The following is a 13383-nucleotide window of genomic DNA, read 5'->3' on the forward strand; positions in this document are numbered from 1 at the left end:
TCCTCATTGCCCGGAGGCGGTGGTTGCGGTTGTCGCGGCGGTCGCGACCAGACGGAGTACGGAAGGGATCCGCGCGCCGGATGACGCGCCTCCCGGGCGGTCAGATATCCAGGAAGCGGACATCCTTCGCGTTCTGCTGGATGAACTGGCGGCGGGCGTCGACGTCTTCGCCCATCAGGGTCGCGAACACACTGTCGACCGCGGCGGCGTCTTCGAGGGTCACCTGGAGGAGGGTCCGCGTGTCCGGGTTCATCGTGGTGTCCCAGAGCTCCTTGTAGTCCATCTCACCCAGACCCTTGTAGCGCTGGATGCCGTTGTCCTTCGGGATCCGCTTGCCGGAGGCGATGCCGGCCTGCAGCAGGGCGTCGCGCTCGCGGTCGCTGAACACGTATTCGTGTGCCGCGTTGGACCACTTCAGGCGGTAGAGCGGCGGCTGCGCCAGGTACACGTAGCCGCGTTCGATGAGCGGCCGCATGTAGCGGAACAGGAGCGTCAGCAGGAGGGTCGTGATGTGCTGGCCGTCGACGTCGGCATCGGCCATGAGGACGATCTTGTGGTACCGCGCCTTGTCCGGGTCGAAGTCCTCGCCGATGCCGGCACCGAACGCGGTGATCATCGACTGGATTTCCTGATTGGCGAGCGCCCGATCGAGTCGCGCCTTCTCGACGTTGAGGATCTTGCCACGCAGCGGGAGGATCGCCTGCGTCATCGGGTTCCGGCCCTGCACCGCCGAACCGCCCGCGGAGTCACCCTCCACCATGAAGATCTCCGACATGGTCGGGTCTTTCGACTGGCAGTCCTTGAGCTTGCCGGGCATGCCGCCCGACTCGAGCAGGCCCTTGCGTCGCGTGGTCTCGCGCGCCTTCCGCGCCGCGAGCCTCGCCTGGGAGGCTTGAATCGCCTTCCTGATGACGTCTCGCGCCTGCGTCGGGTTCCGTTCGAACCAGTCGCCGAGCTCGGTACCGACAACGCGTTGCACGAAGGATTTGGCCTCGGTGTTCCCGAGCTTCGTCTTCGTCTGGCCTTCGAACTGCGGCTCGCCGAGTTTGACGGAGATCACGGCAGTCAAGCCTTCGCGGATGTCGTCTCCGGTGAGGTTCTCGTCGCGGTCCTTGAGGATCTTCGCGTCACGCGCGTACTTGTTGACGAGCGACGTCAGCGCTGCGCGGAAGCCTTCCTCATGCGTTCCGCCCTCGTGCGTATTGATGGTGTTCGCGAACGTGTGCACGCTCTCCTGGTAGGAGGTGTTCCACTGCATCGCGAGCTCGAGCGCGATCTTCCGCTCGGTGTCCTCGGCCTCGATCGAGATCACGTCGGCGTGGACGACGTCGGCCTTCTTCTGCGAATTCAGGTACTCGACGTAGTCGATGAGCCCGCGCTCGTAGTGGAAGACGTCGCGGCGCGCCACCTCGCCGTCCTCGGGGGCCCGCTCGTCGTTGAGCGTGATCTTCAAACCCTTGTTCAGGAACGCGGTTTGCTGGAACCGGGTGCGCAGTGTCTCGTAGTCGAACTCGACGGTCTCGAAGATCTCGTCGTTCGGCCAGAACGTGATCGTCGTGCCGGTCTCGTCGGTCGGCTCATCCTGCGTCAGCGGAGCGACCGGCACCCCGTTCGTGTAGCTCTGCCGGAAGACGTGGCCTTTCTGGCGCACCTCGACGTCGAGTTCGGAGCTCAGCGCGTTGACGACCGACGAGCCGACGCCATGGAGACCGCCCGACACCGCGTACGCGCCGCCGCCGAACTTGCCGCCCGCATGCAGCACGGTCAACACGAGCTGGACCGTCGAGATGCCTTCGGCCGGGTGGATGTCCGTCGGGATTCCGCGCCCGTTGTCGCTGACCCGGAGTCCGCCGTCGGCACGGATCACGACATCGATCGTGTCGCAGTAGCCGGCGAGCGCCTCGTCGACCGAGTTGTCGACGATCTCGTACACGAGGTGATGGAGACCGCGAGGGCCGGTCGAACCGATGTACATGCCGGGGCGCTTACGGACCGCTTCGAGTCCTTCGAGCACCTGGATCTGTTCGGCGCCGTAAGAGTCGCTGGACTGCGGGTTCGTTCGGGCGTCGTCAGATTCTGATGTCATAGGTGTGGTTCGCTCCTGCCGGACAGCGGGCTCCTGGCGAGCGCCAGGGGTGCACGTCTGCTCCGCTCGAGTCTACCGCAGGGACCCCCTCGACCACGGCGAAAACGGCCCGTAGAGGCGCGATTTCGCAGCCAGAGGACGAATTTGCCCGCTTACCCGTAGGTATCGCGAGGGCCGCGCCCCTGGACCGATCTGAACCCCTTTTTCCAGGATGGGGCACCTGGACCGGAAACACGGACGGACTCGACACCGGCCTCGGGGAACCGCTCGGCGATCGTGGTCGTGATCGTCGACCGCATGATGCGGAGCTGTGTCGCCCAGGCGGTCGAATCGCACCGGATCAGCAGCGCATGGTCCTCGACGCCGACAAGCGTCGTGTGCGCAGCCATCTCGGCCCCGACGACGTCGGGCCACGCGCGGACGAGATCGGATTGCGCCAGCGGTTCCGACCAGCCGAGGTCGGCGGTGAGGATCTCCACCACGTCGGCCAGACCCTTCGGCTCACGCCCGCGGCCGTATGGCACGGAGTCGGCGTTCGCTTCGTTCGCGCGCCGACGTCGTGCGTCGACGCCCCGCATCGATGGATCGCCGAACACCTGCTTGAGATGTTGATACACGCGCGACGGCTCGGACGGCCTCCCCTGCGCGCTCACGGCAGTCGCTCCGGGGCGCCGACGATCCGCCCCGCTTCGATCGCCACGGTGTGCGCCACCAGCGGGTCGGGGACGTCACCGAGCACCGCGGCCGTGATGAGGACCTGCTCGTATCCGGCGACGGCCCCGGCGAGTCGTTCGCGACGGAGCTCGTCCAGCTCTGCGAAAACGTCGTCGAGCACGAGGATCGGGTCACCGAGTTGCGACTCCGCGCGAAGCACGGCCGCGGCTGCGAGCTTGATCGCCAGCGCGAATGACCACGACTCGCCATGACTGGCATATCCGCGGGCCGGTAACCCGTTGAGCTGGAAGAGCACGTCGTCGCGATGGGGTCCGACGAGCGTCAGTCCGCGGTCGAGCTCGTCCCGGCGCCGCCGTTCCAGGGAGGCCCGAAACGCCTCCGCCGCCCAACTCACCGTCACCGGCACTCCCCCATCCTGCGCGGGAGCATCGGTCGGCGCAGCGTCTTCCGGGTCCGGACCAGCTACCGACAGGACGCCGCCTATGGAAGCAGAGTGCGCCTCCCCTGCGACGGTCGTGTAGGCGTCGGTCACATACGGAGCCATGCGACGCGTCAGATGGTCGCGGGCGGCGATGATCTCGGAACCGAGCGCGATCAACCGGTCATCCCAGACGTCCAGGGTCGCGAGCTGCCCGCCGCGCGCGCCCGTCGCCCGCGCGGTCTTCAGGAGCGTATTGCGCTGCCGGAGCGTCCGGTCGTAGTCGGCGAGCACTGCCTGCATGCGCGGGGCGATGAGTACGAGCAGTTCGTCGAGCATGCGGCGACGACCGGCAGGCTCGCCGCGAACGAGCGCGAGATCCTCCGGAGCGAAGAGCACGCTCGTGCAGTACCTCGGCAGCTCGCGCGGACGGATCGCGGCGCGGTTCACCTGGGCTCGGTTCGCACCGGTCCGGTTGATCTGAACCTCCGCGAGAATGCTGCGGTCCTCATGGGCAAGCCGGGCACGGATGACCGCCGAGTCGCACCCCTGTCGGACGAGAGCCGCGTCGGTCGGAACGCGGTGGGATCCGAGTGACGAAAGGTAGCCGACCGCCTCCACCAGGTTCGTCTTGCCCTGTCCGTTCCGGCCGACGAACAGGTTCGGCCCGCGCGCAAGGTCGACCGACGCCTCCCGGTAGTTCCGGAAGTCCTGAAGTTGGAGCGTCTCGACGTGCACGCGGGCCGTGACCCCGAAGGCCTGACTAGGCCTTCTTGATCGCGTGGCCGCCGAACTGGTTGCGCAGTGCGGCGACGGCCTTCATGGCCGGGGAATCCTCGCCCTGGCGGGAGACGAACCGGGCGAAGATCGAGGCGCTCAGCGCAGGCATCGGCACGGCGTTCTCGATCGCCTCCTCGAGCGTCCACCGCCCCTCGCCGGAGTCCTCGACATAGCCCTCGAGCTCATCGAGCTTCGGGTCTTCGTGCAGCGCGCGGACGAGGAGCTCGAGCAGCCAGGACCGGACGACCGTTCCACGCTGCCAGGCGGTGAAGACGCCGGGCACATCCTCGACGAGTGACTTCGCCTCGAGCAGCTCGAATCCCTCGGCATAGGCCTGCATGATTGCGTACTCGATGCCGTTGTGCACCATCTTCGCGTAGTGCCCCGCACCGGTCGGGCCTGCGTGGACAAAGCCCTCCTCGCGCGGGCCGGCCGGCCGGAGCGCGTCGAAGACCGGCAGCGCCCGTTCGACGTCCTCGTCGGAGCCGCCGACCATGAGCCCGTAGCCGTTCTCCAGGCCCCAGACACCGCCGGAGACGCCGGCATCCATGTAGTGGATCCCGCGCTCGCTCAGCTGCTTGCCGTGGATCTCGTCGTCGAGCCACTTTGAATTGCCGCCATCGATCACGAGGTCGCCGGCGTCGAGCACACCCGCGAGGTCGGTGATGACGTCATCCGTGATCTTGCCGTGCGGCACCATGACCCAGATGATGCGCGGGCCGGGCACGGCAGCAGCCAATCCAGCGAGGTCAGGGACATCGGACACGGCGGGATTGGCGTCGTAGCCGGTGACCTCGATCCCAGCGTTGCGGAGCCGAGCGCGCATGTTGTTGCCCATACGCCCGAGGCCGACAAGACCGATGTGCATGATTTCCCTCTTCTCGTGAACGGGTGGCTGAATCAGGCCCGACGGTAGCGGGCGAGCCCTCAGCGCAGCAGGAGATTGGGCTGCAACAGGTACCGGTAGCCGTCCGCGCTCGCGTCGTCTCGCGAGGACTGACCGGTGATGAGCACCGGACCCGGCTTGTTCGGGTTCTCCGTCTTCGTGAATGCGATGCGAACGAACTCGGCGTGCACCGCGTTCAGCCCATCCAGGAGGAACTGCGGCTTCAGTGAAACCACCGTCTCCTCGCCGGTCAGCAACGCGTCGATCGACTCTGATGCCTGCGCTTGTTCGGAACCGATCGCCTCGAGCGTGAGCCCGTCGACCGAGAAGGAGAACCGGAGCGCAGCTTCGCGCTCCAGGACGAGGGACACGCGCCGGACCGCTTCGACGAGTTCGCCCGTGTTGATCACGGCGTAGTCGGCGACCGACTCGGGGAACAGCCGCCGGACCGGCGGGTAGTTGCCCTTGATGAGGAGCGAGGTCACCGTGCGGTCATCGGCGTGGAACGCGATGAGCTCACGGTCCTGGGTCCCGCTGATCGAGACCGACACGGTGGCAGCCGAGCCGAACGTGCGCCCGACCTCCTGCAGGGTGCGGGCAGGAACGAGCGCGTGCTTGGGCTCGGAGGTGCCGGCAGCCTGGCCCGAGTCGAACGCGACGGTTCGGATCGCGACGCGGTACCGGTCCGTCGCCACGAGGGACAGCTCTGTATCGCCGACTTCGAGCTGGACACCCGTGATCACCGGGGTGACATCGTCCCGGCTCGCTGCGACGGCGACCTGGGCGACGGCCTCGGAGAACGCATCGCCGGGAATCACACCCGTCTGCGCACCGACCTCGGGCAGCGTCGGGTACTCCTCGACCGGCATGCTCAGGAGCGTGAAGTGCGCCGAGCCGCACGTCACGGTGATCCGTGACTCCTCGGTGCTGAATTGCACGGGCGCGTTGGGGAGTCGACTCGCGATGTCGGCAAGCAGGCGCCCCGAGACGAGCACTGTCCCGGGATCGTCGATGCTGGCTGCGATCGACGTCTGCGCGCTCACTTCGTAGTCGAAGCTCGACAGGCTCAGCCGATCCGCATCGGCGTGGATGAGCACGCCGGACAAGATCGGCAGCGTCGTGCGCTGCGGCAGGAGCTTGACGGCGAAGGAGACAGCCTCAGAGAACACGTCCCGGTTGACCTGAAACCTCACTACTGGGACCCCTGTTCGCGTTGGTGTTGTCCGGCCGCCCCATTGTGGCACAGCGGCGATGCGGCGCGATTCCTGTCATTCCGCCGTCCACAGGGTTGGCCCCTTGAGAGTGAGAGAGAAATGGTCAGTAACGGTAATAACGCCTGTGCACAGTGTGGATAACTCTGGGGATCGGCGCACCCGCGCGGAACTACAAGGCTGTGACTTGTGAGTCGCTTGTGGGCTCGTTCGGGATGAGCGAATGTCAGTCCGGCTCCGGAGGCCCGTCCTTCCACAGCGAATTCGACCGCTGTGCAGAGATGGCCGCGTGTCGCACGAGTTATCCACAGGCTTTCCACATGGTGACAACTCCGGGGCGCGCAACCCCCTCAAGGGGTGACACCACCGGAGGGCGTTGGGCCGCCGGCCTACTTGTAGCGGTGCTCCTGTTTGATCCGGCTTGTCAACTCGGTGACCTGGTTGTAGATCGAGCGCCGCTCTTTCATGAGCTCGGTGATCTTCTTGTTCGCGTACATGACCGTGGTGTGGTCCCGGTTGCCGAAGAGCTGTCCGATCTTCGGCAGTGAGAGCGACGTCATCTCTCGGCACAGGTACATCGCGATCTGACGAGCCGTCGCAATCGCCTGCGATCGCGAGGAGCCATAGAGGTCGTCGACGGAGAGCTTGAAGTACTGGGCGGTGTGATTGATGATGTCGGTCGGCGCGATGACGTTGTCGTCGTCGAGCGTGATCAGGTCCTTGAGGACCGTCTGCACGAGGCCCAGGTCGACGGCGCTCCGGTTCAGACTTGCGAATGCGGTGACGCGGATGAGGGTGCCTTCGAGCTCACGGATGTTGCTCGACACCTTCGACGCCATGAACTCGAGGATCTCGTCGGGCACCTGGAGGTGCTCGGACTGCGCCTTCTTCCGGAGGATCGCGATGCGGGTCTCAAGGTCTGGTGCCTGGACGTCGGTGATCAGACCCCATTCGAACCGGCTGCGCATCCGATCCTCGAACCCGGTGAGGTGCTTCGGGGGTACGTCAGACGTGATCACGACCTGCTTGTTGTGGTCGTGGAGCGTGTTGAACGTGTGGAAGAACGCCTCCTGGGTCGAGTCCTTGCCCTGCAAGAACTGGATGTCGTCGATCAGGAGGATGTCGATGTCCCGGTAGCGCTGCTGAAACTGGTTCGACCGGTTGTTCGCGATCGAGTTGATGAAGTCGTTCGTGAACTCTTCGCTGGACACGTAGCGGACGCGGATGCCCGGATACAGGCTCTCGGCATAGTGGCCGATCGCGTGGAGGAGGTGCGTCTTGCCGAGACCGGAGTCGCCGTAGATGAACAGCGGGTTGTAGGCCTTAGCGGGCGCCTCCGCGACGGCGACGGCAGCAGCGTGCGCGAACCGATTGGACGCGCCGATCACGAAGTTGTCGAAGTTGTACTTGGGGTTGAGGCGGGACTCGGGGCGGCCCGGGGCGCCTGGCACCTCTTGCGCCGGCACGAACGGTGCCTCGATGTACTGCCGAGGCGCGGCGCCCTGCTCCTGGACATCGGGGAGTGCTGCGACGTACGCGGGGACACTCGGCTGCGCCGCTTCGAGATGCAGCTCCGGGCTCATGTCCGGGTTCACGGTGATGGCGAAGTTCGCGATCCGATCGTCCCCGACGCGCGCAACGGCCTCCGTGATCGGGATGCGGATGCGTTGTTCGAGCATCCCCCGGGTCAGATCGTTCGGCACCTCGAGGTAGAGCGTGCCGGCGAGGATGCCGCGCGGCACCACGAGGTTGAGGAAGCCGTGCAGCTGCGGCGTGATGCGCGCATCCTCCTCGAGGAGGCCGAGGATCGAGGACCACAGTTCCACGTGCTCGACGGGTTCTGCGGGGATCGTCATCGTGCTCGTCTCCTCGCTGATCAGGGTGGAATGCGTACGACGCTCCGCGTCTGGGCCGGGCTTGTCCACAGTGTTATCCACGTGTGGGGAACGCGCATCGGTGATTGCACGCTGCTCGTCGAGCCCCCGTGATCTCCGGACGGAGCGCCGGAGATGCGACAACTGTAGAGGACTCGTGCGTGTCGTACCGAACCAGTTTTCCCCACAGTGTGGACAATGATCTGTCCACCCCTGTTGATGGCCGTCCGTTTGACCGCCGGGGCTCTGTCACGTACCGTTATCCAGTTGACTGCGGCCGATCGGTCGTGCCCATTCGCGTCAACCTGCATTTACGTGACTCCGCGTCTTGCGCGTGGAGGGTGGAGAACATCAATGAGCAAGCGCACTTTCCAGCCGAACAACCGTCGTCGTGCCAAGAAGCACGGCTTCCGCGCCCGGATGCGCACTCGCGCCGGCCGCGCCATCCTGAGCGCACGCCGCTCGAAGGGGCGCACCGAGCTCTCCGCGTGACCGCTCGGAGTCGGGCGGGTTGCGCGAACCTCGCTTGATCGTCTGATCATGCTGGCTCGAGCGAACCGGATCGTTCGCGGTGCTGACTACCGCAACATCGTGCGTCGTGGTCGCAAGTGCGCCACGGCGCACGTTGTCGTGTCAGTCCTCACACAGGACGCGACGGATCAGCCGAGCCGGTTCGGCTTCATCGTCTCGAAGGCAGTCGGAAACGCGGTCACGCGCAATCGCGTTCGCCGTCGCCTCAAGGCGATCGCGCACGATGGTTTGATGCCGACGGGCCCCACCGGGTACGACGTGGTGGTTCGCGCACTGCCAGCCGCCGCGCAGGCCGCGTGGCCTACTCTTTTTGCAGACGTTTCGCACGGATTCGAGCGCGGCGTCCGTGCGGCACACGGTTCACGCCGGTCCGCGCATCGATCGCTGGAGAACCGATGAACACGCTGTTGCAGGTCGTGGCACTGCTGCCGCGCAATGCGTGCGTCGTGATTCTGCGGGCCTATCGTGCGGCGATCTCCCCGCTGTATGGGAACGTCTGCCGGTATCACCCGTCGTGCTCGCGGTACACGCTCGAAGCGATCCAGCAGTACGGGGTGCTTGCCGGGATCGGACTCGGATCCTGGCGCATCGTCCGGTGCAACCCGTGGAGCGCCGGTGGCATCGATGACGTGCCCTCCCGCCGTCGTCCGTATCCCCTCAGCCCGTTCGGGTTCGTGCTCCCTCGTCCATCATCGCCGTCGGTCGACATCAGGCCGGCACTGCTTCCTCAGCGCACTCGAAAGGCGTGACCGCTTCCCATGAACTTCATCGGAACGATTCTCTGGCCGCTCAAATGGGTGGTCGCAGCGATCCTCGTCGGATTCCACTGGCTACTCCAGACGCTCGGTATGGATCCGGCGTCCGGCCTCACCTGGGTGCTCTCGATCATCGGCCTCACGCTCGTCGTCCGCGCCGCGCTGATCCCGATCTTCGTCCGTCAGATCAAGAGCCAGCGCAAGATGCTCGAGGTCGCGCCGCAGCTCAAGAAGATCCAGGACAAGTACAAGGGGAAGAACGATCAGTTCTCGCGTGAGGCGATGTCGCGCGAAACGATGGCGCTCTACAAGGAGACCGGAACGAACCCGCTGAGTTCGTGCCTCCCGCTCCTGATCCAGATGCCGATCTTCTTCAGCCTCTACGACACGCTGCACACCGCTCAGATCAACAAGACCGGGATCGGTCTGCTGTCGAACAGCCTCGCGCATTCGTTCGGCGTTGCGAGCCTGTGGGGCGCCCCGCTGCATGAGACGTTCACGAACGCGACGAACTGGCAGGTGCGCGTATTCGCCGGCGCCATGATCGTCGTGATGACCGCGTCGCAGTTCATCACGCAGTTGCAGATCACCGCGCGGAACATGTCGCCGGAGACCAAAGCGAGCCCGATGTACCGCCAGCAGCGGATCATGCTCTACATCCTGCCGCTGGTCTTCATCTTCTCGGGCCTCAGCTTCCCCCTCGGCGTCATGTTCTACTGGCTCGCGTCGAACGTCTGGACCATGGGACAGCAGTACGTCGTCATCAGAAACATGCCCACCCCAGGGTCCGAGGCGGCGCTCGCCAGGGAGGCGCGGCTTGCCAAGAAGGCCCAGCGGCGTGGGATCGACGGGGGGAGCTCGATCGGTCCGCTCGCGACCGCGGGGGCAACGGGCACGGTCGTCAATACGGTCGAAGTCGAACGTCCGCGGGTGAACACGCAGCGGGAACAGCCCGTCAGCAAGAACCGTGCGAAGAAGGGCGGCAAGAACAAGTGACCGAATCAACGCAGGCTGCTGAGTCCGAGTTGTCGGCCGCACCCGTGGAACCGGCCGCGGGCGGCAACGGTGTCTCGGCAGACCAGGACAGCCGGGACGAAGCCGATATCGCCGCCGACTACATCGAGGAACTTCTCGACATCTGCGACCTCGATGGGGATATCGAGATCGATGAGCGTGGCGGACGGGTGTACCTCTCCGTCACCGATGATGAGGGTGACGGGCTTCGCATCCTCGCGAAGCCGGATACGGTCAACGCGCTGCAGGAGCTCACACGGATCGCCGTGCAGACGGAAAGCGGTGAGTTCTCGCGCCTGATCCTCGACATCGGTGGATCCCGCGACACGCGGGTTACTGAGTTGCAGCGCCTCGTGGAGACCGCGATCGACCGCATCCAAGGCGGCTCCCCGTCCGCGTCGCTGCCGCCGATGTCCTCGTACGAGCGCAAGCTCGTGCACGACATGGTCTCGGAGCGTGGATTCCGGTCGGAGTCGCACGGCGAAGGACGCGACCGTCACACTGTTATTACCCGATGACGCAATCGCCAACGGCGGAAGTTGACGACGGTAACGGAGGTCGTCCAGGCGCGAGCGGTGCAACGGCCGTTGAGCCGGAACCCCCGATCGCAGCAACGCTGTTCGGTGACCACATCCGTCGCGCGAGGTCCTTCACGAATGAGCTGGGGGCCCGGGGCGAGGAGCTCGGACTCATCGGACCAGATGAGCCACCGCGACTGTGGAGTCGACACATCCTCAATTCTGTGTTGCTCGCGCCACTGCTCCGGGCTGGTGCGGATGTTGCGGACATCGGCTCGGGGGCCGGGCTGCCCGGTCTCGTACTCGCCATCGCGCGCCCGGACGTGTCGTTCACGCTCATCGAGCCCATGGAGCGCCGTGTGGCGTGGTTGCGAGGCGAGGCGGAACGGCTCGAGCTCCCGAACGTGACCGTGGTGCGAGGACGGGCTGAAGACGTCCGCGATCAGGTCGCGGTCGACCAGGCGACCGCCCGGGCGGTGTCGTCGTTGACCAAGCTCATTCCGATGGCTGTTCCGCTCGTGCGGTCGGGCGGGGAGATCATCCTCATGAAGGGTGCGCGCGTGGCTGATGAAGTCGCGGCAGCGCGGAAGGCGATCGCGCGCGCGCATCTCTCTGACGTCGATATTCTCGAGCTCGGCATCGGCCAGGTAGCGGAGACCACGCGGGTTTTCCGGGCTACAGTTGACTGACGCCAGCGCTCCCTTCGGACCGGCGTTTCACGTGGAACATCGACCCTGGGAAGTGATCCGTGAACTCATCGGCCGACTTCGACTCATCGACGCCGCTTGCTCGTGAGATCGCGGATCTGAATCGGCGCCGTCGAGCGATCGCAGGCCAGCAGTTTCCATTGCCGGCAGCGACGCGGGTGATGACCGTATCGAACCAGAAGGGCGGCGTCGGGAAGACGACCACCACCGTCAACCTCGCGGCGGCCCTCGCTCGCGGTGGTGCCCGTGTACTCGTCATCGATCTCGACCCGCAGGGCAACGCCTCCACGGCGCTTGGCGTCGAACGTCACCCCAATACGGCGAGTATCTACGACGTCATCGTGGACGAGACCCCACTGGCGGACGCGGTCCAGCACTCCCCCGAATCAGAGCGGCTGTGGTGCGTCCCGGCGACGATCCACCTCGCTGGCGCTGAGATCGAGCTGGTGTCGCTTGTCGCTCGAGAGCAGCGACTCCGCACGGCTCTCGATCAGTATCTGACGGCGCAGGAGGAGCCGCCGCACTACGTTCTCATCGACTGCCCTCCGTCACTCGGACTCCTCACAATCAATGCGTTCGTCGCGGCGAAGGAAGTGCTCATTCCAATTCAGTGCGAGTACTACGCGCTTGAGGGGTTAAGCCAGCTTCTGCGCAACATCGAACTCATCGAACGGCATCTGAACCCGGACCTTCGCGTGTCGACGATTCTCTTGACGATGTACGACGGGCGTACCAACCTCGCAAATCAGGTCGCGGCCGAGGTCCGGGAGCACTTCGGCAACGAGGTGTTGCAGACGATGATCCCGCGGTCTGTGCGAGTGAGTGAGGCGCCGAGCTACGGACAGAGCGTCGTCTCGTACGATGTGAATTCAAGTGGGTCGTTGTCGTATCTGGAGGCAGCGGCAGAGATTGCAGCGCGAGGAGCGGATCGCTGATGGCACCGAAGCGAACTGGACTCGGGCGCGGTATTGGCGCGCTCATTCCAACGGGAAGCGACGAGTCCCGGCCCGTCGATGTCTTTTTCCCGGCACGTGATCAGTCCCCACTCGACGCGTCGGCGACAGCGGAGGACCTTATCGCGGTGCCCGGGGCTCGGCTTGCGAATCTGAATCCATTGGACATCGTGCCGAACGCCCAACAGCCCCGGCAAGAGTTCCGCGAAGAGGACCTCCAAGAGCTCGTTCACTCGATCCGCGAGGTCGGGGTACTTCAGCCGATTGTCGTACGGCCGATCGCGGGGACCAGTGGGGTGGGAGCCCGGTACGAGCTCATCATGGGCGAGCGACGCCTCCGGGCTACGAAGGAATTGGGGCTCTCGACGATCCCAGCGATCGTGAAGGACACCCCGGACGATGCGATGCTCCGGGATGCGCTGCTTGAGAATCTCCACCGTGCTCAGCTGAATCCGCTCGAAGAGGCGTCTGCGTATCAGCAGCTCCTCGCTGACTTCGGTATCACGCAGGAAGAGTTGGCTACGCGAATCGGTCGGTCACGCCCCCAGATCACGAACACGATCCGTCTTCTGCGGCTCCCCTCCCCCGTGCAGCGCCGCGTTGCCGCGGGTGTTCTCTCCGCCGGTCACGCACGCGCGATTCTCTCCGCGCCCGACGCCGAGGCGATGGAGTATCTCGCCGAGAAGATCGTCAACGAGGATCTGTCGGTGCGCGCAGCGGAGGCGGCTGCAGCTGCGCTCGCCGCTCGGCCGGTCAAGACCAAGCCAGTCCAGGGCAAGCGACAGGCTCACCTCAACGATGTTGCTGAGCGGCTGGGCGATCGACTGAACACGCGCGTCCGTATCTCCCTTGGGGCTCGCAAGGGGACTGTGAGTATTGACTTTGGGTCGCTCGCGGATCTGAACCGTATTCTTGGCGACATAGGCGCTGCTGAAGTCATCGAGTGAAGCGATGTTTCACGTGAAACGGCGCTCG

General features: G+C 65.3%; 14 protein-coding genes. 8 read left to right on the forward strand and 6 right to left on the reverse strand.

All coding sequences use genetic code 11. The features are described from left to right. Nucleotides 1-100: 100 nt before the first annotated feature. The 6 genes from gyrB to dnaA all read right to left on the reverse strand — a co-directional run bounded on the left by gyrB (nucleotide 101) and on the right by dnaA (nucleotide 7912). Complete coding sequence (gene gyrB, locus CAM01S_RS05155) at nucleotides 101-2086, reverse strand: DNA topoisomerase (ATP-hydrolyzing) subunit B (protein ID WP_066517327.1); 1986 nt, start codon at nucleotides 2084-2086, stop codon at nucleotides 101-103. A gap of 152 nt (nucleotides 2087-2238) precedes the next feature. Further along, nucleotides 2239-2703, reverse strand: a complete 465-nt coding sequence (locus CAM01S_RS05160; RefSeq protein WP_245631545.1) for a DciA family protein — start codon at nucleotides 2701-2703, stop codon at nucleotides 2239-2241. Nucleotides 2704-2735: 32 nt separating this feature from the next. Further along, nucleotides 2736-3917: a DNA replication/repair protein RecF gene (gene recF / locus CAM01S_RS05165; protein ID WP_066517329.1), complete on the reverse strand. Its 1182-nt coding sequence runs from the start codon at nucleotides 3915-3917 to the stop codon at nucleotides 2736-2738. 25 nt (nucleotides 3918-3942) lie between these two features. Beyond that, complete coding sequence (gene gnd / locus CAM01S_RS05170) at nucleotides 3943-4827, reverse strand: phosphogluconate dehydrogenase (NAD(+)-dependent, decarboxylating) (RefSeq protein WP_066517330.1); 885 nt, start codon at nucleotides 4825-4827, stop codon at nucleotides 3943-3945. Nucleotides 4828-4886: 59 nt separating this feature from the next. Next, nucleotides 4887-6038 carry a DNA polymerase III subunit beta gene (dnaN, locus tag CAM01S_RS05175; RefSeq protein WP_066517331.1) on the reverse strand — a complete coding sequence of 384 codons (1152 nt, stop codon included), beginning with the start codon at nucleotides 6036-6038 and terminating at the stop codon, nucleotides 4887-4889. A gap of 407 nt (nucleotides 6039-6445) precedes the next feature. After that, a complete protein-coding gene (gene dnaA / locus CAM01S_RS05180) occupies nucleotides 6446-7912 on the reverse strand; it encodes a chromosomal replication initiator protein DnaA (RefSeq protein ID WP_066518596.1) in 1467 nt (488 codons plus the stop codon). Nucleotides 7913-8284: 372 nt separating this feature from the next. Between dnaA and rpmH the strand changes: the two genes are divergently transcribed. The 8 genes from rpmH (at nucleotide 8285) to CAM01S_RS05220 (ending at nucleotide 13355) form a co-directional block, all read left to right on the forward strand. Then, complete coding sequence (rpmH, locus tag CAM01S_RS05185) at nucleotides 8285-8422, forward strand: 50S ribosomal protein L34 (RefSeq protein WP_064002918.1); 138 nt, start codon at nucleotides 8285-8287, stop codon at nucleotides 8420-8422. A gap of 48 nt (nucleotides 8423-8470) precedes the next feature. After that, on the forward strand, nucleotides 8471-8860 hold the full coding sequence (gene rnpA, locus CAM01S_RS05190) for a ribonuclease P protein component (protein ID WP_066517332.1): 390 nt from the start codon (nucleotides 8471-8473) through the stop codon (nucleotides 8858-8860). Beyond that, nucleotides 8857-9210 (forward strand): membrane protein insertion efficiency factor YidD, encoded by a 354-nt coding sequence (yidD, locus tag CAM01S_RS05195; protein ID WP_066517333.1) that lies wholly within the window; start codon nucleotides 8857-8859, stop codon nucleotides 9208-9210. Before rnpA ends, yidD begins: the two co-directional genes overlap by 4 nt. A 9-nt stretch (nucleotides 9211-9219) precedes the next feature. Continuing rightward, on the forward strand, nucleotides 9220-10212 hold the full coding sequence (gene yidC / locus CAM01S_RS05200; RefSeq protein ID WP_066517334.1) for a membrane protein insertase YidC: 993 nt from the start codon (nucleotides 9220-9222) through the stop codon (nucleotides 10210-10212). 44 nt (nucleotides 10213-10256) lie between these two features. Then, nucleotides 10257-10748, forward strand: coding sequence for a Jag family protein (locus tag CAM01S_RS05205; protein ID WP_083527830.1), 492 nt, complete (start codon nucleotides 10257-10259; stop codon nucleotides 10746-10748). Between the two features lie 86 nt (nucleotides 10749-10834). Next, entirely contained in the window at nucleotides 10835-11437 is a 603-nt protein-coding gene (gene rsmG, locus CAM01S_RS05210) for a 16S rRNA (guanine(527)-N(7))-methyltransferase RsmG (protein ID WP_066518609.1), read from the forward strand. A gap of 59 nt (nucleotides 11438-11496) precedes the next feature. Beyond that, nucleotides 11497-12390, forward strand: coding sequence for a ParA family protein (locus CAM01S_RS05215; protein WP_066517337.1), 894 nt, complete (start codon nucleotides 11497-11499; stop codon nucleotides 12388-12390). Then, nucleotides 12390-13355, forward strand: a complete 966-nt coding sequence (locus CAM01S_RS05220; protein WP_066517339.1) for a ParB/RepB/Spo0J family partition protein — start codon at nucleotides 12390-12392, stop codon at nucleotides 13353-13355. Before CAM01S_RS05215 ends, CAM01S_RS05220 begins: the two co-directional genes overlap by 1 nt. Nucleotides 13356-13383: the final 28 nt, after the last annotated feature.

Origin of the sequence: Curtobacterium ammoniigenes NBRC 101786 (assembly GCF_001571045.1) — a bacterium.
GTDB classification, from domain to species: Bacteria; Actinomycetota; Actinomycetes; order Actinomycetales; family Microbacteriaceae; genus Curtobacterium; species Curtobacterium ammoniigenes.

Coding starts and splice junctions, on each gene's coding strand:
- gnd (WP_066517330.1), bottom strand. CDS start 4,827: ATGCACATCGGTCTTGTCGGCCTCGGGCGTATGGGCAACAACATGCGC.
- rnpA (WP_066517332.1), top strand. CDS start 8,471: ATGCTGGCTCGAGCGAACCGGATCGTTCGCGGTGCTGACTACCGCAAC.
- CAM01S_RS05220 (WP_066517339.1), top strand. CDS start 12,390: ATGGCACCGAAGCGAACTGGACTCGGGCGCGGTATTGGCGCGCTCATT.
- dnaA (WP_066518596.1), bottom strand. CDS start 7,912: ATGACGATCCCCGCAGAACCCGTCGAGCACGTGGAACTGTGGTCCTCG.
- yidC (WP_066517334.1), top strand. CDS start 9,220: ATGAACTTCATCGGAACGATTCTCTGGCCGCTCAAATGGGTGGTCGCA.
- gyrB (WP_066517327.1), bottom strand. CDS start 2,086: ATGACATCAGAATCTGACGACGCCCGAACGAACCCGCAGTCCAGCGAC.
- rpmH (WP_064002918.1), top strand. CDS start 8,285: ATGAGCAAGCGCACTTTCCAGCCGAACAACCGTCGTCGTGCCAAGAAG.
- yidD (WP_066517333.1), top strand. CDS start 8,857: ATGAACACGCTGTTGCAGGTCGTGGCACTGCTGCCGCGCAATGCGTGC.